The organism is Pseudarthrobacter albicanus (genome assembly GCF_018224015.1).
GTDB classification, from domain to species: domain Bacteria; phylum Actinomycetota; class Actinomycetes; order Actinomycetales; family Micrococcaceae; genus Arthrobacter; species Arthrobacter albicanus.
Map to the genome: position 1 here is coordinate 1 of NZ_JAGPOT010000082.1, position 19420 is coordinate 19420.

At 67.4% G+C, this 19420-nt stretch carries 19 protein-coding genes and 1 tRNA gene; 4 read left to right on the forward strand and 16 right to left on the reverse strand.

Going from position 1 to position 19420, the window contains the following annotated elements; genetic code table 11:
• Positions 1-182: 182 nt before the first annotated feature.
• The 5 genes from J9611_RS16300 to gcvH all read right to left on the reverse strand — a co-directional run bounded on the left by J9611_RS16300 (position 183) and on the right by gcvH (position 3311).
• On the reverse strand, positions 183-779 hold the full coding sequence (locus J9611_RS16300) for a MerR family transcriptional regulator (RefSeq protein WP_211881640.1): 597 nt from the start codon (positions 777-779) through the stop codon (positions 183-185).
• Between the two features lie 285 nt (positions 780-1064).
• Positions 1065-1568: a bifunctional nuclease family protein gene (locus J9611_RS16305; RefSeq protein ID WP_211881642.1), complete on the reverse strand. Its 504-nt coding sequence runs from the start codon at positions 1566-1568 to the stop codon at positions 1065-1067.
• The gene (ftsR, locus tag J9611_RS16310; RefSeq protein ID WP_211881644.1) at positions 1568-2284 is read right to left on the reverse strand and encodes a transcriptional regulator FtsR; all 717 of its coding nucleotides are present in this window, start codon (positions 2282-2284) and stop codon (positions 1568-1570) included. The genes J9611_RS16305 and ftsR overlap by 1 nt, the downstream gene beginning before the upstream one ends.
• Positions 2285-2307: 23 nt before the next feature.
• The gene (locus J9611_RS16315) at positions 2308-2784 is read right to left on the reverse strand and encodes an FHA domain-containing protein (protein ID WP_211881646.1); all 477 of its coding nucleotides are present in this window, start codon (positions 2782-2784) and stop codon (positions 2308-2310) included.
• A gap of 140 nt (positions 2785-2924) precedes the next feature.
• Positions 2925-3311: a glycine cleavage system protein GcvH gene (gene gcvH, locus J9611_RS16320; protein WP_211881648.1), complete on the reverse strand. Its 387-nt coding sequence runs from the start codon at positions 3309-3311 to the stop codon at positions 2925-2927.
• Positions 3312-3456: 145 nt separating this feature from the next.
• Between gcvH and J9611_RS16325 the strand changes: the two genes are divergently transcribed.
• On the forward strand, positions 3457-4326 hold the full coding sequence (locus tag J9611_RS16325) for a DNA-formamidopyrimidine glycosylase family protein (protein WP_211881650.1): 870 nt from the start codon (positions 3457-3459) through the stop codon (positions 4324-4326).
• 75 nt (positions 4327-4401) lie between these two features.
• Here the strand turns inward: J9611_RS16325 and J9611_RS16330 are convergent.
• The 10 genes from J9611_RS16330 to J9611_RS16375 form a co-directional block, all read right to left on the reverse strand.
• Positions 4402-4478 (reverse strand) — tRNA-Pro (locus J9611_RS16330).
• A 140-nt stretch (positions 4479-4618) separates the two neighbouring features.
• Positions 4619-6169, reverse strand: coding sequence for a ribosome biogenesis GTPase Der (gene der / locus J9611_RS16335; protein ID WP_211881652.1), 1551 nt, complete (start codon positions 6167-6169; stop codon positions 4619-4621).
• Positions 6166-6846: a lysophospholipid acyltransferase family protein gene (locus tag J9611_RS16340; protein ID WP_211881680.1), complete on the reverse strand. Its 681-nt coding sequence runs from the start codon at positions 6844-6846 to the stop codon at positions 6166-6168. The genes der and J9611_RS16340 overlap by 4 nt, the downstream gene beginning before the upstream one ends.
• Before the next feature lie 121 nt (positions 6847-6967).
• Positions 6968-7696: a (d)CMP kinase gene (gene cmk, locus J9611_RS16345; protein WP_211881653.1), complete on the reverse strand. Its 729-nt coding sequence runs from the start codon at positions 7694-7696 to the stop codon at positions 6968-6970.
• Positions 7696-8805: a prephenate dehydrogenase gene (locus J9611_RS16350; protein ID WP_211881654.1), complete on the reverse strand. Its 1110-nt coding sequence runs from the start codon at positions 8803-8805 to the stop codon at positions 7696-7698. The genes cmk and J9611_RS16350 overlap by 1 nt, the downstream gene beginning before the upstream one ends.
• 3 nt (positions 8806-8808) lie before the next feature.
• Positions 8809-10029, reverse strand: coding sequence for a pseudouridine synthase (locus J9611_RS16355; RefSeq protein ID WP_211881655.1), 1221 nt, complete (start codon positions 10027-10029; stop codon positions 8809-8811).
• Between the two features lie 122 nt (positions 10030-10151).
• Positions 10152-10721 (reverse strand): SMC-Scp complex subunit ScpB, encoded by a 570-nt coding sequence (gene scpB, locus J9611_RS16360; RefSeq protein WP_246527932.1) that lies wholly within the window; start codon positions 10719-10721, stop codon positions 10152-10154.
• Between the two features lie 101 nt (positions 10722-10822).
• A complete protein-coding gene (locus J9611_RS16365) occupies positions 10823-11662 on the reverse strand; it encodes a segregation and condensation protein A (RefSeq protein WP_211881657.1) in 840 nt (279 codons plus the stop codon).
• Positions 11663-11670: 8 nt separating this feature from the next.
• A complete protein-coding gene (locus tag J9611_RS16370; protein WP_211881658.1) occupies positions 11671-12570 on the reverse strand; it encodes a ParA family protein in 900 nt (299 codons plus the stop codon).
• A gap of 283 nt (positions 12571-12853) precedes the next feature.
• Entirely contained in the window at positions 12854-14227 is a 1374-nt protein-coding gene (locus J9611_RS16375) for a cation:dicarboxylate symporter family transporter (RefSeq protein WP_211881659.1), read from the reverse strand.
• A 138-nt stretch (positions 14228-14365) separates the two neighbouring features.
• Between J9611_RS16375 and J9611_RS16380 the strand changes: the two genes are divergently transcribed.
• From J9611_RS16380 to J9611_RS16390, 3 genes are all read left to right on the forward strand, one after another.
• On the forward strand, positions 14366-16153 hold the full coding sequence (locus J9611_RS16380) for a sensor histidine kinase (protein ID WP_211881660.1): 1788 nt from the start codon (positions 14366-14368) through the stop codon (positions 16151-16153).
• Positions 16150-16869, forward strand: a complete 720-nt coding sequence (locus J9611_RS16385; protein ID WP_211881662.1) for a response regulator — start codon at positions 16150-16152, stop codon at positions 16867-16869. Before J9611_RS16380 ends, J9611_RS16385 begins: the two co-directional genes overlap by 4 nt.
• A 62-nt stretch (positions 16870-16931) precedes the next feature.
• On the forward strand, positions 16932-17381 hold the full coding sequence (locus tag J9611_RS16390; RefSeq protein WP_211881663.1) for an SRPBCC family protein: 450 nt from the start codon (positions 16932-16934) through the stop codon (positions 17379-17381).
• 79 nt (positions 17382-17460) lie between these two features.
• Here J9611_RS16390 and J9611_RS16395 read toward each other — a convergent pair whose 3' ends face one another.
• On the reverse strand, positions 17461-19359 hold the full coding sequence (locus tag J9611_RS16395; protein WP_211881664.1) for a propionyl-CoA synthetase: 1899 nt from the start codon (positions 19357-19359) through the stop codon (positions 17461-17463).
• Positions 19360-19420 lie beyond the last annotated feature (61 nt).

Here is a 19420-nt window from a genome sequence, read left to right on the forward strand (position 1 = left end):
TCCCAGGCCGTCAGCGGGCCGCCCAAAGCTCCGAAGAGCGGCCCGGAAGCCGTATCCCATCTCCGGATTGCCCCTTGTTCAGCGCTCTCCTAGGCCCGCACGGGCCGGGGACGGCAGATGCAGAGGAGGCCGCCTTCCCGGTGGGAAGGCGGCCTTTGTTCTACATCTTGGTATCCGAGTGGCTAGCCGATTTTGCGGGCAGCCCGGCGCTTGCTGAGTTCGTCGTCGGGGAACGACTGATCCGTTACGTGTTCGCTGGGAAGTGCCGCGAGGCTGCCTTCGACTTCGCGCCAGACGCGTCCGACGGCGATGCCGAAGACACCCTGGCCGCCCTGCACCAGATCAATGACTTCATCTGCCGACGTGCACTCGTAGACACTGGCGCCGTCGCTCATGAGCGTGATCTGGGCCAGGTCTTCGACGCCGCGTTCCCGCAGGTGTTCGACCGCCGAGCGGATCTGCTGCAGTGAGACGCCCGTATCAAGGAGCCGCTTGACGACCTTAAGGACAAGAATGTCACGGAAGCCGTAGAGCCGCTGCGAGCCGGAGCCGGCCGCGCCGCGGACCGCGGGCTCCACCAGTCCGGTGCGGGCCCAGTAGTCGAGCTGGCGGTAGGTGATGCCGGCGGCCTTGCAGGCCGTGGGGCCGCGGTAGCCCGCGTCCTCGTCCAAGACAGGAAGATCCTCGGTGAACAGCAGGCCCTGGGCACCGCTGGCGGGTACAGCAACACCAGCCGTGGACGGGTGCCTAAGCTCTCCTGCTTCGCCTTTCAGACTCACGTGGATCCTCCTTGTCATGAGCTCCCTGAGAAAGTTGCAGCGACAGCTGACTAACGTACCGACTGACACGAGTGAAATTCTTGGTGTGAAATTCATGCGTGTAATTTAGCCATGGCTGCACTTTCCAGTGTGACTTGCGGGGCTGTCGTATGCAATGGGAACTTGTACCTTTGACGTTAGGCCTGTCAAGACCCAAGGTCAAAGACCTTCACCCATTTGCCTGGGCGTGTCGAAACTTTCATCCTCGACTTTAAGCTTCACAACCCCTCGGCAGCCTCGGCCGGCTCAGCCGCCGAAGTCTTCAGGCTCGACGTCGTCCAGGAACTCCCGGAACCGCCGCAGTTCACCTTCCTCGTCGACGGCGGGGTCGGGGTGGGTGTCCTCACCCTCGTCGTGCTCGGTGATCCGGACGCCGGCCTCGTCCATCACGGCGTCGGCGCACCAGATCCGGCACTTGGCCCGCAACGCCAGCGCCAGGGCATCCGAGGCCCGTGAGCTCACGGTGGTCCCGTCGTCGAATTGCAGCTGGCCGTAGAAGATGTTGTCCTCCACCGCAACGATGTTGACGCTGACAATGGAGTGGCCGAGGGCTTCAACCACGTCCACCAGCAGGTCGTGGGTCATCGGCCGGGGCGGGACCACGCCTTGCTGGGCCAGGGCGATGGCGCTGGCCTCCGGGGTTCCGATCCAGATCGGGACATGGCGTTCACCGCGGATTTCCTTCAGCAGGACGAGCGGCTGGTTTGATGGCAGCTCAATCCGCACGCCGACAATCTCCACCTCAATCATCAGATGTCCATTCTTGAGATGCGGTCCTGGACCAGTGCCTGATGCAGTGACAGGCAGAGGTCGCTGATTTCGCGCGCGGCCTCGGCGGCGCGCGCATGGGAGGCGGCATCCTTGCGTGAGGTCAGTGTGGCCACGGCGCGTTCCACCAGCCCGAATTCGCGTTCGGCTGCCGCCTGGAAGGGCCGGAGGTGCCGTGGTTCCAGGCCGTGGCTCTCCAGCTGCACGCAGGCGCGCGCCACCTGGAGGGCGTGTTCGTCGAACTTGCCGTTGACGTGGCCGATCAGGCCGAAGCTCAGGAGTGATTCCAGCAGCGGGACGCTGGCGCCTGACTCTGCCCGGAGCTGTTCCTCGCTCAGCCGCCGCACCCGGGTCTGCAGTTCGGAGGCGAGTTCCCGGGAGACGATCCGTGGGGAAACCGTGACCCCGGCGGGCAGGTTGTCCGGGCGCTCACCGCGGTCGATCGCCTCGAGGTAGTCCTTGATGACCTTCAACGGCAGGTACTGGTCCCGCTGGAGGGCCAGCACGAAGCGGAGCCGCTCGACGTCGCTCTCGGAGTACTGCCGGTAACCGGCAGGCGTGCGTTGCGGACTGATGAGTCCCTTTTCCTCAAGGAACCTGATTTTCGACGCGGTCATGGTGGGGAAATCGTCGCTCAGCTGAGCCAGGACCTCCCCGATGTTCAGAACCTGGGGTCCTCGCCGGTCGGCTTGTGCCATTGCCACAGGCAACTGCCCCGGTATCAGACGTTGCCTGCTGCGCGGGCAGGGCTCAGGTAGAAGGTCAGGCGGAACTTCCCGATCTGGACCTCGTTTCCGGATTTCAGCTCCACGGCGTCGACGCGGTCGTGGTTGACGTAGGTGCCGTTCAGGCTCCCGGTGTCCACGACTTCGAAGCTGCGGGCCGTGCGGCGGAATTCAACATGGCGGCGCGAGACCGTGACGTCGTCCAGGAAGATGTCGGCGTCCGGGTGCCGCCCCGCCGTCGTGACATCCGAGTCCAGCAGGAAGCGGGCTCCCGCGTTGGGCCCGCTGTGGGCGACGAGCAGCGCCGAGCCGAAGGGAAGGGACTCGACGGCCGTCCGCTCATCGGCAGAGACCCTCGGGGCGATGGTGGGTTCGTCGCGCACCGGGGTGAGGTTGATCGACGTGGTCTCCGAAGCCTTCACTCCACCCGTGCCGCGACCGTCACCGGTGTCGTTCCGTTCGTGCCGAAACATTGAGTCCTCCTCATTCGTTGCAGGTGTCCCCCCTGCAAACAACGCATGCCGCCCGGAAAGCCTGGCGGTTCCGGGATGGCCCTCCGGCGGGGCGCCGTCTGTGTGTTGTCCCGACGCCCCGGCCCGAATGGCCTCTTGCTTTAGCCTACCTGCTGTTCGTACTCCGATGCACTGAGCAACGACTCGACGGCGTCGGCCTCCGCGAGCTTGATTTCCATCAGCCAGCCCTCGCCGTACGGATCGGAATTGATCAGGGCCGAATCGGTGTCCAGCGCCTCGTTCCGGGATACGACCTCGCCCGAGACCGGGGCGTAGATGTCGCTGACGCTCTTGGTCGATTCGACCTCGCCGACGACGTCGTTGGCCTTGATCGTGGCGCCCACCTCGGGCATCTGGGCATAGACGACGTCCCCGAGTGCGTCCTGGGCAAAATCGGTGATGCCCACGCGCACGACTCCGTCGGCGTTGGGGGCAGAAACCCATTCGTGTTCTGCGGTGTAGGACAGCTCTTCGGGAATAATGCTCATGACGGGCCTTTCGTCGGGTCAATCACCAATATCGACGGCGGTGTTCTGAACTGGCCGCCGCTGAAAGTATAGGCATATCCGCCTGCGCCCGGGAGCACTCTGACATGATGGCGCAATGACAGAACAAGCGCGTGGAGCCTAGGCAATGCCCGAGCTTCCGGAAGTGGCGGCCCTGACCGGCTTTCTGGACGAGCAGCTGCGCGGTGCTGTTGTCACGAAGATCCAGATCGTCTCGTTTGCGGTGCTCAAAACGGCGGATCCCCCCTTCTCCGAGCTGGAGGGCAGGGCCGTGGCCGGGGTGCGCCGCTTCGGCAAGTTCGTCAGCGTGGACGCCGACGGGCTGTATTTTGTCTTCCACCTGGCGAGGGCCGGCTGGGTCCGCTTCACCGGTGCCCCCACTGATATCCAGCTGAAGAAGGGCAACGGACCCATAGCGGTGCGGCTGTCGTTTGCCGGCGCATCCGGCCCGCTCGGCATGGATCTGACCGAGGCCGGGACGAAAAAGGGCCTGGCGGCGTATGTGGTCCGGGATCCGTACGACGTTCCCGGCATCGCGGCGCTCGGACCGGACCCGTTCAGCCCCGGGTTCGACGTCGATGCCCTGGCGCAGATCCTTGGGTCCAGTTCCCAGCAAATCAAGGGTGTCCTGAGGAGCCAGGGCGTGATTGCCGGCATCGGGAACGCCTACAGCGACGAGATCCTGCACGCGGCCAGGCTGTCACCTTTCGCGATCGCCAAATCCTTGGACCGGGACGCGGTCCGGTTCCTCTACGACGCCATCCACAGCGTTCTGGGGACAGCCCTGCGCGAAGCCGAGGGCAAGCCGCCGCATGAGCTCAAGGACACCAAGCGGAGCCATATGAGGGTCCACGGCCGGACCGGCGAGGCGTGTCCGGTGTGCGGCGACACCGTGCGCGAGGTTTCCTTTGCCGACACCGCCCTGCAATACTGTCCGAACTGCCAGACCAAGGGAAAGATCCTGGCCGACCGCCGGACGTCGCGCTTCCTGAAATAGCGCCCCCCGGGAAAAAGTCTCGGGAAACAGAAAACCCCGCCGTTCCCTTGTCAGGAACGGCGGGGTTTTGTCTGTTGGTCGGGCTGACAGGATTTGAACCTGCGACCCCTTGACCCCCAGTCAAGTGCGCTACCAAGCTGCGCTACAGCCCGTTAGTTCCGCCGTTCTCCGCCTCGATGTCATCTGAAAGATTTTCATCCAAGCAGTCCGGCCGAACCACCTCCAAAAGCTTACACGATTCCGGAGGGTGCCCGTGACACTTTCAGCATGTCACGGGCAAGGTGTGTCGGAATTAACGCTTCTTGCCGCGCTTTTCACGCACACGCATGTTGACCTCGATCGGAGTGCCCTCGAAACCGAAGGTTTCGCGGAGCCGGCGGGTGATGAAGCGGCGGTAACCCGGGTCCAGGAACCCCGTGGTGAAGAGCACGAACTTCGGCGGACGGCTGGAGGCCTGGGTGCCGAAGAGGATGCGGGGCTGCTTGCCACCACGGACCGGGTGCGGGTGTGCTGCCACCAGTTCGCCGAGGAAGGCGTTGAGGCGCCCGGTGGCGATGCGCTTGTCCCAGCTTTCCAGCGCAGTGTCGAGGGCGGGAACGAGCTTGTCCTTGTGCCACCCGGTCAGCGCCGAAATGTTGACCCGCGGGGCCCACGCCACGTGGGCCAGGTCCCGCTCGATCTCACGCTCCAGGTAGGTGCGGCGTTCGTCGTCGAGCAGGTCCCACTTGTTGAAGGCCAGCACCAGTGCGCGGCCGGACTCGATGGCCAGCTGCAGGATGCGGACATCCTGCTCGCTGAGGACTTCGTCCACGGCGAGGAGCACGACGGCGACCTCCGCCTTTTCGAGCGCGCTCTGCGTCCGCAGCGACGCGTAGAAATCCGCGCCTTGGGCCATGTGCTGCCGGCGGCGGATGCCGGCGGTGTCGACGAAGCGCCAGGTCCGGTCGCCGAGTTCGATGAACTCATCGACCGGGTCCCGGGTGGTGCCGGCGGTGTTGTCCACCACCACGCGCTCGGAGCCGGCCAGCTTGTTCAGCAGCGAGGACTTGCCGACGTTCGGGCGTCCGATCAGGGCGATGCGGCGCGGGCCGCCGGAGCGTTCCAGCCCTTCGATCGTGGAGAACTCGGGCAGCGTGTCCATGACGTGGTCCAGCAGGTCGGCGACGCCGCGGCCGTGGAGCGCCGAAACCGGGTACGGCTCACCGAAGCCCAGGCCCCAGAGCGTCGCCGAATCGGCTTCCTGCGCGAAGTCGTCCACCTTGTTGGCCACCATGATGACCGGCTTCTTGGACTTGCGGAGCATCTTCACAACGCCCTCGTCCGTGGCCGTGGCGCCGACGGCGGAGTCGACAACGAACAGCACGGCGTCGGCGAGCTCCACGGCCATCTCGGCCTGTTCGGCCACACGGGCGTGGATGCCGCGGGCATCGTGCTCCCAGCCGCCGGTGTCGACCACGGTGAAGTTCCGGCCGTTCCAGGTGGCCGAGTACATGACACGGTCACGGGTGACGCCAGGGGTGTCTTCCACCACGGCTTCGCGGCGGCCGAGGATGCGGTTCACCAGGGTTGACTTGCCCACGTTGGGCCGGCCGATGATGGCCAGCACGGGATCAAGCTTGACCGGACCGTCGAAATCCTCGTCGTCGTACTCGCCGCTCAGGAGGGCGGCGTCGTCTTCATCCAGCTCGTAGTCGTCCAGGCCGGCACGGAGGGAGGCCGCGCGGACCTCTGCTTCCTCGTCGTCCAGGGCGGCGAGATGCTCAGCCACCTGGTCCGTGCCGGTGGGCGTGTATTCGTCTTCGCCGGCGCCAAATTGGCCGGAGGTTTGAGTCGTATCGCTCATTGCACATTCCTTATGGGGTGATCTGCCGGCGTCCCGGCTACTGCTTCATGACGTTCTTGCGGGGAATCCGCGTCGGGCAAGGGCTGCCCGGTTCGTTGAATCGAGTCCTGGACATGGCGGGCCAGCGCGGCGCGGATCTCGGTTCCCGCCCTGTCCATTGAAACACGGCCGGTCTCGCCGGGCCTGCGGCTGACATTGATGGCCCCGCCGAAGCTGACATGCAGCCGCCGGCGCAGCGGCGGAACGGTGTCCACATGCTCTGCGCCGACCCGGGTGCCCAGGATGGCCACGGGGACCACTGTCGCGCGGGAGTTCAGCGCGAGCCAGGCGACCCCGTTGTTGATCGCGGAGGCTTCGCCGCTCCCCCGCGTTCCTTCGGGCAGGATCCCGACGCACCGCCCGGCGTCGAGCACCCGCTTGGCCCGCTGCAGGGCCGCACGGTCACCCGCGCGGTCCACCGGCAGCTGGCCCGAGGCCGTGAGCACGCGGCCCAGGAAACCGGCGAACATTTCCTTTTTGACCAGGATGTGCATCCGCCGCGGCGAGGCCCCGAACATGACCGGTCCGTCCAGGTAGCTGATGTGGTTTCCGGCGAAGATCACCGGGCCGGTGGCCGGGACGTTTGAACGCCCCGCGACCGAGGTCCGGTACAGGATGTGGTCCAGGATCCAGCCCACGGGCCGGCTCCAGGCCGTGCCCCACCGGCCCGGCAGCGCCAATTCTGCCTGCCCGCCTGCCTGCCACTGTGCCTGCCCCGCTGCCTGCCCGCCTGCCTGCCACTGTGCCTGCGGATTCGGCTCAGTCACGGGCGGTGACCCGGTGGTTGAGGATGCCGTGCACGATCCCGAGCGCGGCAGCGACTGTCTCCTCGAAGTCCAGCTCCGAGGAGTCCAGGGTGACCACGCCGTCGGCTGCCGTGGTGAAGTTCACCACGGTGGAGTCCCTGGCGTCGCGGGCGGTGACCTGCGCGGCGAGCTGTTCGGCGTTCTGGCTGCCGCCGAGCTGGATGCCGCGGCGGCGCAGGCGCGCCGCTTCGCTGGCGGTCAGCAGCATGCGCACTTCGGCGTGGGGCGCCACGACGGTGGTGATGTCCCGGCCCTCGACCACCATGCGGCGGTGGTGCTTTTCGATGAGTTCACGCTGGCGGCGGATCAGTTCCGTGCGGGCGCCGAGGGCGGTGGCGACGGCGCTGACGGCGGCGGAAATCGACGGCTCCCGGATGGCGGACGTGACATCGGTGCCGCCCACGCGGACGTATTCCTCGAGCGGGCTCGTGCTGATCTCCAGCGGTAGGCTCTCGGCGGCCGTCTCGACGGCGGCGCCGTCCTCAAGGTCGGTGCCGGAGTCCAGGCAGTACCAGGTCAGGGCCCGGTACATGGCGCCGGTGTCGAGGTAGGCCAGTTTGAGCCGGCGGGCCACCTCTTTGCTGACGCTGGACTTCCCGGACCCGGACGGTCCGTCAATCGCGACGACAAGGCTTTTTCCCGGGCGCACAAGGTCCACGGTCTCGATAAGTTCCTGGGTCATTACTGGAGTACCCGCCATCCGCGGTCGTTGAGGGCTTCGATGAGCAGGTCGTGCTTGTTGGGCAGGACGGAGATCTCCACCATGCCCACGTTCTGTCCCGAGGAGTGGTCCAGGCGGAGGTCCTCGAGGTTGACGCCGATCTCGCCGATCTCGGTCAGGAGCTTCGCGATCTGGCCCGGACTGTCATCCACCAGGACCGTCAGCCACGAGTAGGCCTGCGGCGGCCCGCCGTGCTTGCCCGGAATGCGGGACTGGCCGGCGTTGCCTTCGCTGATCAGCTGGGCCAGGTCGAGCCGGGCGCCGGGCGCCGTCGGGTTCTCCAGCGTGCCGATCAGCCGGTTCAGGTCCTCGCGGACCCCATGCAGGACGTCCACGACTTTGTCCGCGTTCGCGCCCAGGATCTGGACCCAGAGGGTGGGATCACTCGCCGCGATCCTGGTCACGTCCCGCAGCCCGTTCCCCGCCAGGGACAGGGCATGCAGGGGCGTGCCCTGGAGGCGGCTGGCCACGAGGGAGGCCATGACCTGGGGCAGGTGGGAGACGAGCGCCACGGCTTCGTCGTGTTCCTCCGCCCGGAATTCGGAGACGACGGCGCCAAGGTCCGTTGCCAGCGCGCGCGCTGTCCGGAGGGCCCCGGGCGTCGTCTCTTCCGAGGGGCACAGCACCCAGGGCATGGAGGTGAACAGCTCGCCGCGGGCTGCGACGGGGCCGGACTTCTCCCGGCCGGCCATGGGGTGGGTGCCCACGTAGCGGGCCAGGTCCGCACCGCGGGACCGCAGCCCGGCCTGGATGCCGGCCTTCACGCTGGCGATGTCCACGACGGTTGCCTGCGGGTAGTCCGCGAGGGCGCGTTCCACCACATCCGCCGTGACGTCCGGCGGGGCGGCGACGACCACGAGCTCCGGCTGGTCGCCGTCAAGGCGCGCCAAAGGCAGGCCCGCGCCGATGTCCACGGCGACGGCCTGGTTGGTGGGCGAGGGATCGGAGAGGAAGACTGCCACTCCGCGGCCCCGGAGCCCCAGCCCGATGCTGGTGCCCAGGAGCCCTGTCCCCACGACCACCACCGGGCCGTTGAGGTGGCCGCGGCCGTGGGTGCGAAAGGCGGACATGCCCTACAGCCCTACGGATGCCAGCAGGTGGCCGACTTCCTGCTTGCCGAGGTTGCGGATGCTGCCCTGGCGCTGGTCGCCCAGGCCGATGGGTCCGACCTTGACACGGACGAGGCGCAGCACCGGGAACCCGACGGCGTCGAAGAGGCGCCGGACGATCCGGTTCTTACCCGAGTGCAGCACGACCTCGATCAGCACGTGGCCCGGGGTGGAGTCCACCAGCTTGAAGGAGTCCACGGCGGCGATGCCGTCCTCGAGTTCGACGCCGGCCTTGAGCCGGGCACCGACGCCCTGCGGGAACGGCCCGCGGACCTGCACGAGGTAGGTCTTGGGGACCTCGTAGGACGGGTGGGTCAGGCGGTTGGCGAGTTCGCCGTCGTTGGTCAGCAGCAGCAGGCCCTCGGTGCCGACGTCGAGACGTCCGACATGGAAGAGGCGTTCGCCGTGATGGCTGCGGACGAAGTCGCTGATGCAGGGACGCCCGTCCGGATCTTCCATCGTGGAGACGACGCCCTTGGGCTTGTTGAACACCATGTAGACCATGTTTTCATCCAGCTGGATGCGGAGCCCGTCGACGTGGATGACGGCAGTCTTCGGGTCGACGCGGACGCCGAGCTCGGTGACGACCAGGCCGTCGACCTCGACGCGGCCCTCGGCGATCATTTCCTCGCAGACGCGCCGCGAGGCGACACCGGCCGAGGCCATGACCTTCTGCAGGCGGACGCCGTCGGCGTCGTGCAGCCCGGACTGGGGAACGTCGCCGCGGGGTCCGCGCTTGCGGGCAGGCTTCCGGACGGGGCCGAGGTTCTGGCCGAAGCGTTCGCTGCCGAAGGCGCGGGGACCGGCGGACTTGGCGGCGCCGGTGCGCGGCTTGGGCTTGAGCGCACCGGGGGTACCGGGAACCTTGCCGAAGCCGGGCTTGCGGGAGCCGGGCTTGCGGCTGGCCGCGCCGGAGGCCTTGCCGGATTTCCAGTCGCCGGCAGGGCCTCCGGCGCGAGCGCCGGTCGCAGCGCCGCCGGGAACCTGCTGGTCCGGATCGATGAAGGCCTCTTCGCGAGGCTTCGGGTGCTTGAAGGGGCGGTCTCCACCGCCCTTGAAGCCGGCCCCGCTGCGGCTTCCGCCGCCTTGTGCGCCGCGGCCTGAGCCGCCCTGTGCTGAGTTTTGTCCCGCGCTGCTTCGTCCCGCACTGCTACGTGGTGAACCCTGGCGTCCCGCCTGTGTCATGACCCGTCCTTCGTTATGGTGGCCGACGGCCATTGTCTCCCGACAACACCCGCCAGCCAGGGCAAAATGGTTCCGCCCTGTGGATACTATTGCGCAGGCAATCGTGCCTGCACAAAAACTGCCTACATTCTTTCGGCGTCGTAGAACTCTTCGATGCCTTCGAGCCCAGGAAGATGGGGCGACAGCTGCGGCAATTCCGCAACTGAGCCGATCCCCATGCGTTCCAGGAAATACGACGTCGTGCGGTACAGGATGGCCCCGGATTCGGGATCGGTCCCCGCATCCTCGATCAGCCCGCGCTGGGTCAGCGTCCGCACGACAGAGTCAACATTGACCCCTCGAATTGCAGACACCCGCGCCCTTGAGACGGGTTGGCGGTAAGCGATGACGGCGAGCGTTTCGAGCGCCGCCTGCGTCAGCCTGGCCGTCTGTCCTTCCAGCACGAATCCGCCGACGATGTCCGCAAACTCAGCGCGGGAATAGATCCGCCAGCCTCCGGCGATATTCCGCAATTCAAAACCCCGGGCGGTGGCGCTGAAGCCATTACTGCCGGCAACGTCCACATCCGGGGCATTAACAGTATAGCCGTCATACTCCCGCTGCAGTTCCGCCAGCAGGGTTTCGACGACGTCCACACCCAGGTTCAGGCCAGCGGCGAGCCCGGCGGCCGTGGCCGGCTCGTCGATCACCATGAGGACGGCTTCGAGGGCCGCGCGCGCCCCGCCGGGGAGGCCGTGGACATCGGGAGCGCCGGTGGTCCCGCCGCCGGTTGCCTTGTCGTTCCGGGTGTCGCTCACTGCTGCTCCTCGTATTCGTCGCTTGGGTTGGCGCTTGCTTTGCCGCTGGCAGGGTTTTCGCCGGCGCTCCAGCGGACGGTGAGGTCCCCCAGCGGCTGCAGCTGCTCAAAGCCCACCGCCCCGTCCCGGAACATCTCCAGCAGGGCCAGGAAGCGGGCCACCACCACGAGCGTGGAGTCGGCGTCGGCGATCAGGTCCCGGAAGGTGAGGGGCCCGCCCAGCCGCAGCCGGAGTTCCAGCAGCCCGGCCTGTTCCTTGACGCTGACCGGAGTGGCGTGCAGGTGGGCCAGGTCCACGCGGGTGGGCACGGCCTCCTTGGGCCTGAGGACGGTTTCGGCCAGGGCGGCGAACTGCGCGGGGGTGTGCTTCCAGAGCAGTTCCGGGAGCAGCGCGGCGAAATGGGCTTCCAGCGCGACCTGCCGCGGGTGCCGGCCGGCCTCGAGGTCGAGGGTGGAGCCGATCATGCCGGCCCCGTGCTTGAAGGCCTTGTACTGGAGCAGCCGGGCGAACAGCAGGTCGCGGGCTTCCAGCAGGGCGATGTCCTCGGCGTCCTCCACCTCGCCGGCGGGCAGGAGCCGGGCGGCCTTGAGGTCCAGCAGTGTGGCGGCGATGACGAGGAATTCGCTGGCCTCGTCCAGGGCCCATTCCTCCCCCTGCTGCTGCAGGCCCTTGATGTACTTGATGAACTCGTCGGTGACGGTGGACAGCGCCACCTCGGTGATGTCCAGCTGGTGCTTGGAAATCAGGCCGAGCAGGAGGTCGAAGGGGCCCGTGAAGTTGGCGAGGCGGACCTCGAAGCCGGGCTTCTTCGCCGCGGGGGCGCCTGCTGCGTCCACGGTCCGCCCTAGGGTGCCCCGCCGCGCGAAATGAGTTCCTTGGCCAGCCGGCGGTAGGCATCGGCGCCGATGTGGTTGGCGGCGTACGTGGTGATGGGCTCGGCCGCCACCGTGGCGTCGGCAAACTTGATGGAGCGCTTGATGACCGTCTCGAAGACCTTGTCCCCGAAAGCTTCCACGAGGCGCGCGATGACTTCGCGGCCGTGCAGGGTGCGGGCGTCGTACATCGTGGCCAGCACGCCGTCGACCTGCAGCCTGGGGTTCAGGCGGTCCTGGACCTTGTCGATGGTTTCCACGAGCAGCGCCACCGCGCGCAGGGCGAAGAATTCGCAGATCAGCGGGATGATGACGCCGTGGGCTGCGGTCAGGGCGTTGACCGTGAGCAGCCCGAGGGAGGGCTGGCAGTCGATCAGGACGATGTCGTAGTCGTCCTCGACCTTCTTCAGGGCCCGGTCCAGGACCTGTTCGCGGGCCACCTCGTTGACCAGCTGGACTTCGGCGGCGGAGAGATCGATGTTGGCCGGCAGCAGGTCCACGTTTTCGACGCCGGTCTTCTGGATGGCGTCGCGGATGTCCACCTTGCGGTCCATCAGGACGTTGTAGACCGTGAGGTCCAGTTCGTGAGGGTTGGTGCCGAGGCCGGCGGACAGGGCGCCCTGCGGGTCGAAGTCGACCAGGAGCACGCGGCGGCCGAATTCGGCAAGCGCGGCGGCAAGGTTGATCGCGGAGGTGGTCTTCCCCACCCCGCCCTTCTGGTTGACCATGGCGATGACCCGCGCGGGGCCGTGGGATGACAGCGGCGCGGGCTCCGGAAAGTCGCGCTGAGGGCGCCCGGTGGGGCCCATGACGGCGTCTTCCAGATCGAGTTCGGTGCCTTCCAGAGTTGCTGAACCCTGTTCGCTGCTCACGTATCTATCCACACTTTCGATGACGGTGATGGTCGTGCTTGATATTGCTGCCGCTGGACTCCCAGCGCCGATCGTATTCCTCCCAAGGTTACAGCGCCCGCCACGGCATTCCGCGGACCTTGACAGCGGCCGTCATTTGAGCCCTTACCCTCTGGTAGAGGTCGAGGGTTGCCCTTCCGCCGCACGGAACCGCCCGGACGCGGGTCTGCGTCCGGGCGGTCCTGCCGCGGTTTCACCCCCCGGATCAGGCCGTGGGATCAGGCCGTGGGATCAGGCCGTCGCATCAGGCGCCGGCCGGCTGCGGATGGGCCGGTTGGGCCGGCTGGTCGGCGGCAACACCGGCGGCGTCGTCGTCGCCAGTGCCGTGGTGCGGGTTCATGGTCAGCTCATCGAAGGGCGCGGCGCCGGAGAGGACACGCTCAACCTGGTCGCCGTCGATCTCCTTGACCCAGGTGCCGATCAGGACGGTGGCGACGGCGTTGCCGGTGAAGTTGGTCAGCGCGCGGGCCTCGGACATGAAGCGGTCGATGCCGACAATCATGCCCACGCCCCCCAGCAGCTGGGGCGCGTGCGCCTGGAGACCGGCGGCCAGGGTGGCCAGTCCGGCACCGGTGACGCCGGCGGCACCCTTGGAGGCAATGATCATGAAGATCAGCAGGGAAATCTGCGCTCCGAGGTCCATCGGCATGCCCATCGCGTTCGCCACGAACAGCGACGCCATGGTCAGGTAGATGGCGGTGCCGTCCAGGTTGAAGGAGTAACCGGTGGGCACGGTGACGCCGACGACCGGCTTGGACACACCGAGGTGTTCCATCTTGGCGATGAGGCGCGGCAGGGCAGCCTCGGAAGAGGAGGTGGAGAAAATCAGCAGGTATTCACGGGCCAGGTACCTCATCAGCTTGAAGATGCTCACGCCCGCCACGATCTGGAGGATACCGCCGAGGATAACGACGATGAACAGGGCGCAGGTGATGTAGAACGCGATCATCAGGGTAAACATGCTCACGATCGCCTGGAAGCCGGTGGCGCCGACGACGGCGGCAATGGCGCCGAAGGCACCCACGGGTGCCAGCCACATGATCATGATGAGGATGCGGAAGACCACTGCCTGGCCGTAGCCGATCGCCTTCAGGATCGGGGCACCCTGGGGGCCCATCTTCTGCAGTGCGAAGCCGACCAGGATCGCGGCGAGCAGCGTCGGCAGCACGGGGATGTCACCGGGGATGATCCCGAGCAGGAAGTCGACGGTACTGTCGGTAGCCGCCTTCTTGTTGGGGTCGTACGGCGTCAGGTTCAGGCCTTCACCCGGGTGGATGAGGTTGCCGACCACCAGGCCGATGGCCAGGGCAAAGGTGGACATGACGACGAAGTAGCCCAGGGCCAGGCCGCCGACCTTGCCCACGGTGGCGGCTTTGGCGATGGAACCGATGCCCAGCACGATGGTGCAGAAGATGATGGGGCCGATCATCATCTTGATGAGCTTGATGAAGCCGTCACCGAGCGGCTTCAGGGTCTGGGCGAAAGCGGGGAACAGCAGACCGACGACGGCGCCGAGGACCACGGCGGCAATGACGGCCATGTACAGGTAATGGGATTTGTCGAGCCCTTTGCGCGCGGCCTTGACGGGCGCGGCTGACTCTCCTCGTTGAGAAGCCATGATGTGTCTCCTTATGGATAGGCTGGAAGACGCTGGGCCCATGCTCTGGGCTGATCACGTCGGTCCGGTGTATATCCATCATTGGTGGCCAGGTGACTTGGCTCACTGTTGCGTTCATATTGGTCATGGAAGGTGTTGATGATCCACCGCTGGAGCATCGCGCGGAGGCTGTTCGTGGCCCATCTGCTGTTCATGCTGGCCCTGACGGCAATCGTGGGCACCGCCAGCTTCGTTGACGCCCGCGACCACGCCTATGAAGAGGCCGGCCGGCGGATGACCGGCATCGCCACCGCCGTGGCGGACAACCCCCTGGTGCTGCAGGCGGCGAACGCCGCCGACCCGACGGCCCTGCTGCAGCCCTACGCCTTGGAAGTCATGCGCGATGCCAATGCGGATTTCATCACGATCATGGCTCCTGACCGGACACGGTGGACGCACCCCAACAACGAAGAGCTGGGAAAGCCCTACATCGGGTCCATCGACGCTGCCCTGAACGGCCGAGTCTTTACCGAGATCACCGCCGGAACCCTTGGCCCCTCGGTCCGCACCATCGCTCCGGTCAAGGACCAAAACGGAACGGTGAAGGCGCTTGTGGCGGTCGGCGTGACCGTGCGCACCGTGGACGTGGCCGTCTCCGGCAGGCTGCCGGCGCTGCTGGTCATCGGACTGGCCCTGCTGTCGGGCGGCTCCGTGGCGTCCTGGCTGCTGGGGCGGTACCTGCGCCGGGTCACGCGGGGCTGGGGCCCGGAACAGCTCGCCCAGCTGTTCGCCTACTACGAGTCGGTGCTCCACTCGGTCCGGGAGGGCGTGATCCTGATTGATTCCAGGGGCAGGGTGGTGATGTACAACGACCAGGCCGCGGAGCTGCTGGGCCTCACCCCGCACTCCGCCACAGGCGACCCAACCGCCGACCCAACAGGCGGCACTCCAGCCGGGCCAGCCGCCGGGCCAACGGTCGGCCCTCAGGCCGGCCCAACAGGCGGACCAACAGGCGGGAGCTGGGCGGCGCCGTTGCTGGCGGAGCTGCCCCTGGCGGCCAGCCTCAAGGAACTCTTCGAATCGGGGCGGGGCGCCCAGGACGAAATCCATCTGACGGACTCCCGCATCCTGGTGGTCAACCAGGGACCGGCGGTGGGACCGCACTCCTCCGCGGGACGCCAGCGCGGCGCGGTTTTCGGCACGGTGGCCACCATCCGGGACCGCACGGAAATCGAGTCCCTCGGCAGTGAGCTGGAAACCGTGCGCACGCTCTCCGATGCGCTCCGCGCCCAGACCCACGAGCACGCCAACCGGCTGCACACAATTGTCTCGCTGCTGGAACTGGGACGCGGTCCCGAGGCCCTGGACTTCGCCACCAGGGACCTTGAGCTCAGCCAGCGCCTCACGGATGACGTGGTCAGCTCCATCGAGGAGCCGGTGCTCGGCGCTCTCATCATGGGCAAGGTGGCCGAGGCACGCGAGCGTGGCGTCGAACTGGACCTCAATGCCGGCGGATCCACCGCCGTATCCGGGCTGGCCGTCCAGGACCTGGTGGCCATCCTGGGCAACCTGCTCGACAATGCCATCGACGCGGCGTCCGAGGCGCCGGCGCCGAAGCTCGTGGAACTGACCGTCGCGAACGCCGGCGGGTCACTGGAGATCACGGTGGAGGACAGCGGCCCGGGCATCGACCCCGCGGCGGTGGAGGATATCTTCCGCCATGGCTTCAGCACCAAGGAGCCCGGACCATTCGGCCGGGGGCTCGGACTGGCCCTGGTCCGCCAGGCGGTGCATCGCCTCGGCGGCACCCTCACGATCAGCAGCCCGGCGGGTGCACTGTTCCACGTCACGCTGCCGACTGCGGCCGCGGCTGCATTGCCGGCGGTTACGATGCCGGCTACTACCTCGCCAGCGGCTTCCGGACAGGCCGCGGAGGGACAGCCATGAGCGAGATCCGCGTGCTCGTCGTCGAAGACGAGCCCATCGCCGCTGCGGCCCACGCCGCCTACGTCGGCAGGCTGGACGGGTTCGTGCTCGCCGGGTCGGCAGCCGACGGCCAGTCGGCCCTGCGGCTGATGACGGAGTCCGCGGCTGCCGGCACCCCGATTGAGCTGGTGCTCCTGGACATGAACCTCCCGGACCTGCACGGGCTGGACATCGCGCGGCGGATGCGTGCTGCCGGCCTGTTCGCGGATATCATCGCCATCACCGCCGTGCGCGAACTCAGCATCGTCCGCAGCGCCGTGGCCACCGGGGTGGTCCAGTACCTGATCAAGCCCTTCACCTATGCGACCTTCGCGGACAAGCTCTCCAGCTACCGGCAGTTCCGGGAGCAACTGGCAACGCCTGAGGCCGGCAGCTCGGGCGCCGGGGCCTCCCAGGGCGAGGTGGACCGGGCCTTCGCGAGCCTGCGGGCCCCGTCCGAGCTGCCGCTGCCCAAGGGGCTCGCCGTGTCCACGCTGGGCTCCGTGCAGGAATTCATGAGGGGCCAGTCCGGCGCCGTCTCGGCCAGCGAGGTGATGGCGGCGCTGGGCATGTCCCGGGTGACCGCCCGCCGCTACCTCGAATACCTCGCCGACGCCGACAGGGTCTCCCGGACGGCGCGCTACGGAACGCCTGGCCGGCCGGAGAATGAGTACCGCTGGCTCGGGCCGACGTCGTAAGCCCGCCGGCGGAGTACGAAACCAACCATCCAAACCGCGAGCCATCGGATTGGAGTGCAAGCATGGTCCTGCTCGAGGTAACCACCATCCTCAACCTGCCCGTCGGTGACGTGTTCGCGTTTGTTGCGGACCAGAACAATGCCCCTGCATGGCAGAAGGGTCTGCTGAGTGTGCAGAAGACGACGGAGGGACCCGCCGGCGTGGGCACGACGCACGCGTTCGAGCGCAGGATCATGGGGCGCAGGACGACAGCGACCAACGTGTATACGCAGTACGTTCCCGACGAAATAGTTGCCTTCAAAAGCACCTCCGGGCCGGTGCAGTTCCACGCTTCATACAGGACCACGACTGGAGGATCCGGTACGAAGCTCACCTGCCGGATTGAGCTGGAGAGTGGTCGCGGCCGTTCCGGACTCATGCTGCCGCTCATTGCGAGGAGCATCAAGAAAGAGATGAAGTCCAACCTCGTCACGTTAAAGGCACTGCTGGAAGACCCGGACCACCAGCGCTAAAACCGACGTGTCAAAATGGCTCGGGCCGACGTCGTAGGCCGGTCCGCTCCCCCGTCGGGCGTCACCCAAGACCGCCCCGTCACTCCGCGGCGGCGGGGCGCAGGGTCCTGATGAGCTGGTCAATGACGCCGGCGTCCTCGATCGTGGACGGCACCACGTAGTCCTCGCCGTCGGCGATCTGGCGCATGGTTTTGCGCAGGATCTTCCCGGAACGGGTCTTGGGCAGGGCTTCCACGACGGTGACGTGCTTGAAGTCCGCCACCGCCCCGATGTCCCGCCGGACCAGGGCGATGAGTTCCCTGACCAGCACGTCCTCGGCCGTGTCGACGCCGGACTTGAGCACGACGTAGCCGCTGGGGTGCTGGCCCTTCAGGGTGTCCGCGAGGCCGATCACGGCGCATTCGGCGACTGCCGGGTGCTGCCCGATCACCTGTTCCATGGCACCGGTGGACAGCCGGTGGCCGGCCACGTTGATGATGTCATCGGTGCGGCCCATCACGAACAGGTAGCCGTCCGCGTCCCGGTAGCCGGAATCGCCGGTGGCGTAGTAGCCCTCGAACGCCTGGAGGTAGGAGGAGACGTAGCGTTCGTCGTCGCCCCAGAGCGTGGTGAGGGTGCCGGGAGGCAGCGGCAGCCCCAGGACGATGTTGCCCTCGGTTCCGGCCTCGACGTCCTCGCCGCTGCCGTCGACGATGCTGAGCCTGTACCCGGGCATGGGCACGCTGGGCGAGCCGGCCTTGATCGGGAGCCCGTCGAGCCCGCGGGGGTTGGCGCAGATCGCCCAGCCGGTCTCGGTCTGCCACCAGTGGTCCACCACCGGGACGCCCAGGATCCGGGAGGCCCAGTGGAAGGTGTCGGTGTCGAGCCGCTCGCCGGCGGCAAAGAGCGTGCGCAGGCCGGACAGGTCGTACCCGTCCAGCAGCTTCGCCTCGGGATCGGCTTTCCGGATGGCGCGCAGCGCGGTGGGCGCGGTGAAGAGCACGTTGACCTTGTGGTCCTGGCTGACCCGCCAGAACGCTCCGGCGTCGGGGGTCCCCACGGGCTTGCCCTCGTAGAGGACCGTGGTGGCCCCGGCCAGGAGCGGGCCGTAGACGATGTACGAGTGCCCCACCACCCAGCCGACGTCGGACGCGGTCCACATGACGTCTCCGGGGCCGACGCCGTAGATGTTTTCCATGGTCCAGGTGAGCGCCACGGCATGGCCGCCGTTGTCCCGCACGACGCCCTTGGGGGTGCCGGTGGTGCCCGAGGTGTAGAGGATGTAGAGCGGGTCCGTCGCCTTGACGTCCACCGGCGCTGCAGGCGCGGCCGTGGCCAGTTCGGTGTCCCAGTCCAGCCAGCCGGAATGGTCCGCGGCTGCGGCGGCGAAGCCTTCCCGCCCCTTCACGAGGACCGGTGTGCCGGTGGCCCCCGCCAGTTCGAGGGCTTCCGCCACCGCGGGGAGGTACTCGATCCGGCGCGCGGGCTCGATCCCGCCGGAGGCCGTGACCACGACGGCGGGGGCGGCGTCCCGGATGCGGGCGGCGAGTTCCTTGGGCGCGAAGCCGCCGAAGACCACGGAGTGCACGGCTCCGAGCCGGGCGGTCGCCAGCATGGCGATGGCGGCCTCGGGGATCATCGGCATGTAGATCACGACGCGGTCGCCCTTGCCCACGCCGTTGCTGCGCAGGACGCCGGCGAACCGGGCCACGAGGTCCGTGAGTTCCGCGTAGCTGTAGCGCCGTTGGGTCCCCAGCATGGCGGAGTCGTAGACCAGGGCGTCCTGCGCCCCGCGGCCGGCCTCCACATGGCGGTCCAGCGCGTTGTAGGAGGTGTTCAGGATGCCGTCGGGGAACCAGCCGTAGAGCGGGGCCCGGCTGGAATCGAGGGCCTGCCGCGGCGGCGTGGACCACGAGACCTTGCCCGCTGCGTCAAGCCAGAACTCCGCCGGCTCGGCCAGGCTGCGGTCGTACGTGTCCTGGTAGCTCCTGGTGATCATGAAATACATCCCGTCCACTGCGTTGTGATGGAGCTCATGGTAGCCCGGCGGCGGAGGACAA

Bases quoted from the DNA above. Each gene is read 5' to 3' on its own strand.
- gcvH (WP_211881648.1), bottom strand. From the start codon at position 3,311: ATGAGCATTATTCCCGAAGAGCTGTCCTACACCGCAGAACACGAATGG.
- J9611_RS16350 (WP_211881654.1), bottom strand. From the start codon at position 8,805: ATGTCCGCCTTTCGCACCCACGGCCGCGGCCACCTCAACGGCCCGGTG.
- der (WP_211881652.1), bottom strand. From the start codon at position 6,169: ATGAGCGATACGACTCAAACCTCCGGCCAATTTGGCGCCGGCGAAGAC.
- J9611_RS16325 (WP_211881650.1), top strand. From the start codon at position 3,457: ATGCCCGAGCTTCCGGAAGTGGCGGCCCTGACCGGCTTTCTGGACGAG.
- ftsR (WP_211881644.1), bottom strand. From the start codon at position 2,284: ATGGCACAAGCCGACCGGCGAGGACCCCAGGTTCTGAACATCGGGGAG.
- J9611_RS16375 (WP_211881659.1), bottom strand. From the start codon at position 14,227: ATGGCTTCTCAACGAGGAGAGTCAGCCGCGCCCGTCAAGGCCGCGCGC.
- J9611_RS16385 (WP_211881662.1), top strand. From the start codon at position 16,150: ATGAGCGAGATCCGCGTGCTCGTCGTCGAAGACGAGCCCATCGCCGCT.
- J9611_RS16355 (WP_211881655.1), bottom strand. From the start codon at position 10,029: ATGACACAGGCGGGACGCCAGGGTTCACCACGTAGCAGTGCGGGACGA.
- J9611_RS16395 (WP_211881664.1), bottom strand. From the start codon at position 19,359: ATGATCACCAGGAGCTACCAGGACACGTACGACCGCAGCCTGGCCGAG.
- scpB (WP_246527932.1), bottom strand. From the start codon at position 10,721: ATGGTGATCGACGAGCCGGCCACGGCCGCCGGGCTCGCCGCTGGCCTG.
- J9611_RS16380 (WP_211881660.1), top strand. From the start codon at position 14,366: ATGATCCACCGCTGGAGCATCGCGCGGAGGCTGTTCGTGGCCCATCTG.
- cmk (WP_211881653.1), bottom strand. From the start codon at position 7,696: ATGACCCAGGAACTTATCGAGACCGTGGACCTTGTGCGCCCGGGAAAA.
- J9611_RS16390 (WP_211881663.1), top strand. From the start codon at position 16,932: ATGGTCCTGCTCGAGGTAACCACCATCCTCAACCTGCCCGTCGGTGAC.
- J9611_RS16315 (WP_211881646.1), bottom strand. From the start codon at position 2,784: ATGTTTCGGCACGAACGGAACGACACCGGTGACGGTCGCGGCACGGGT.
- J9611_RS16305 (WP_211881642.1), bottom strand. From the start codon at position 1,568: ATGATTGAGGTGGAGATTGTCGGCGTGCGGATTGAGCTGCCATCAAAC.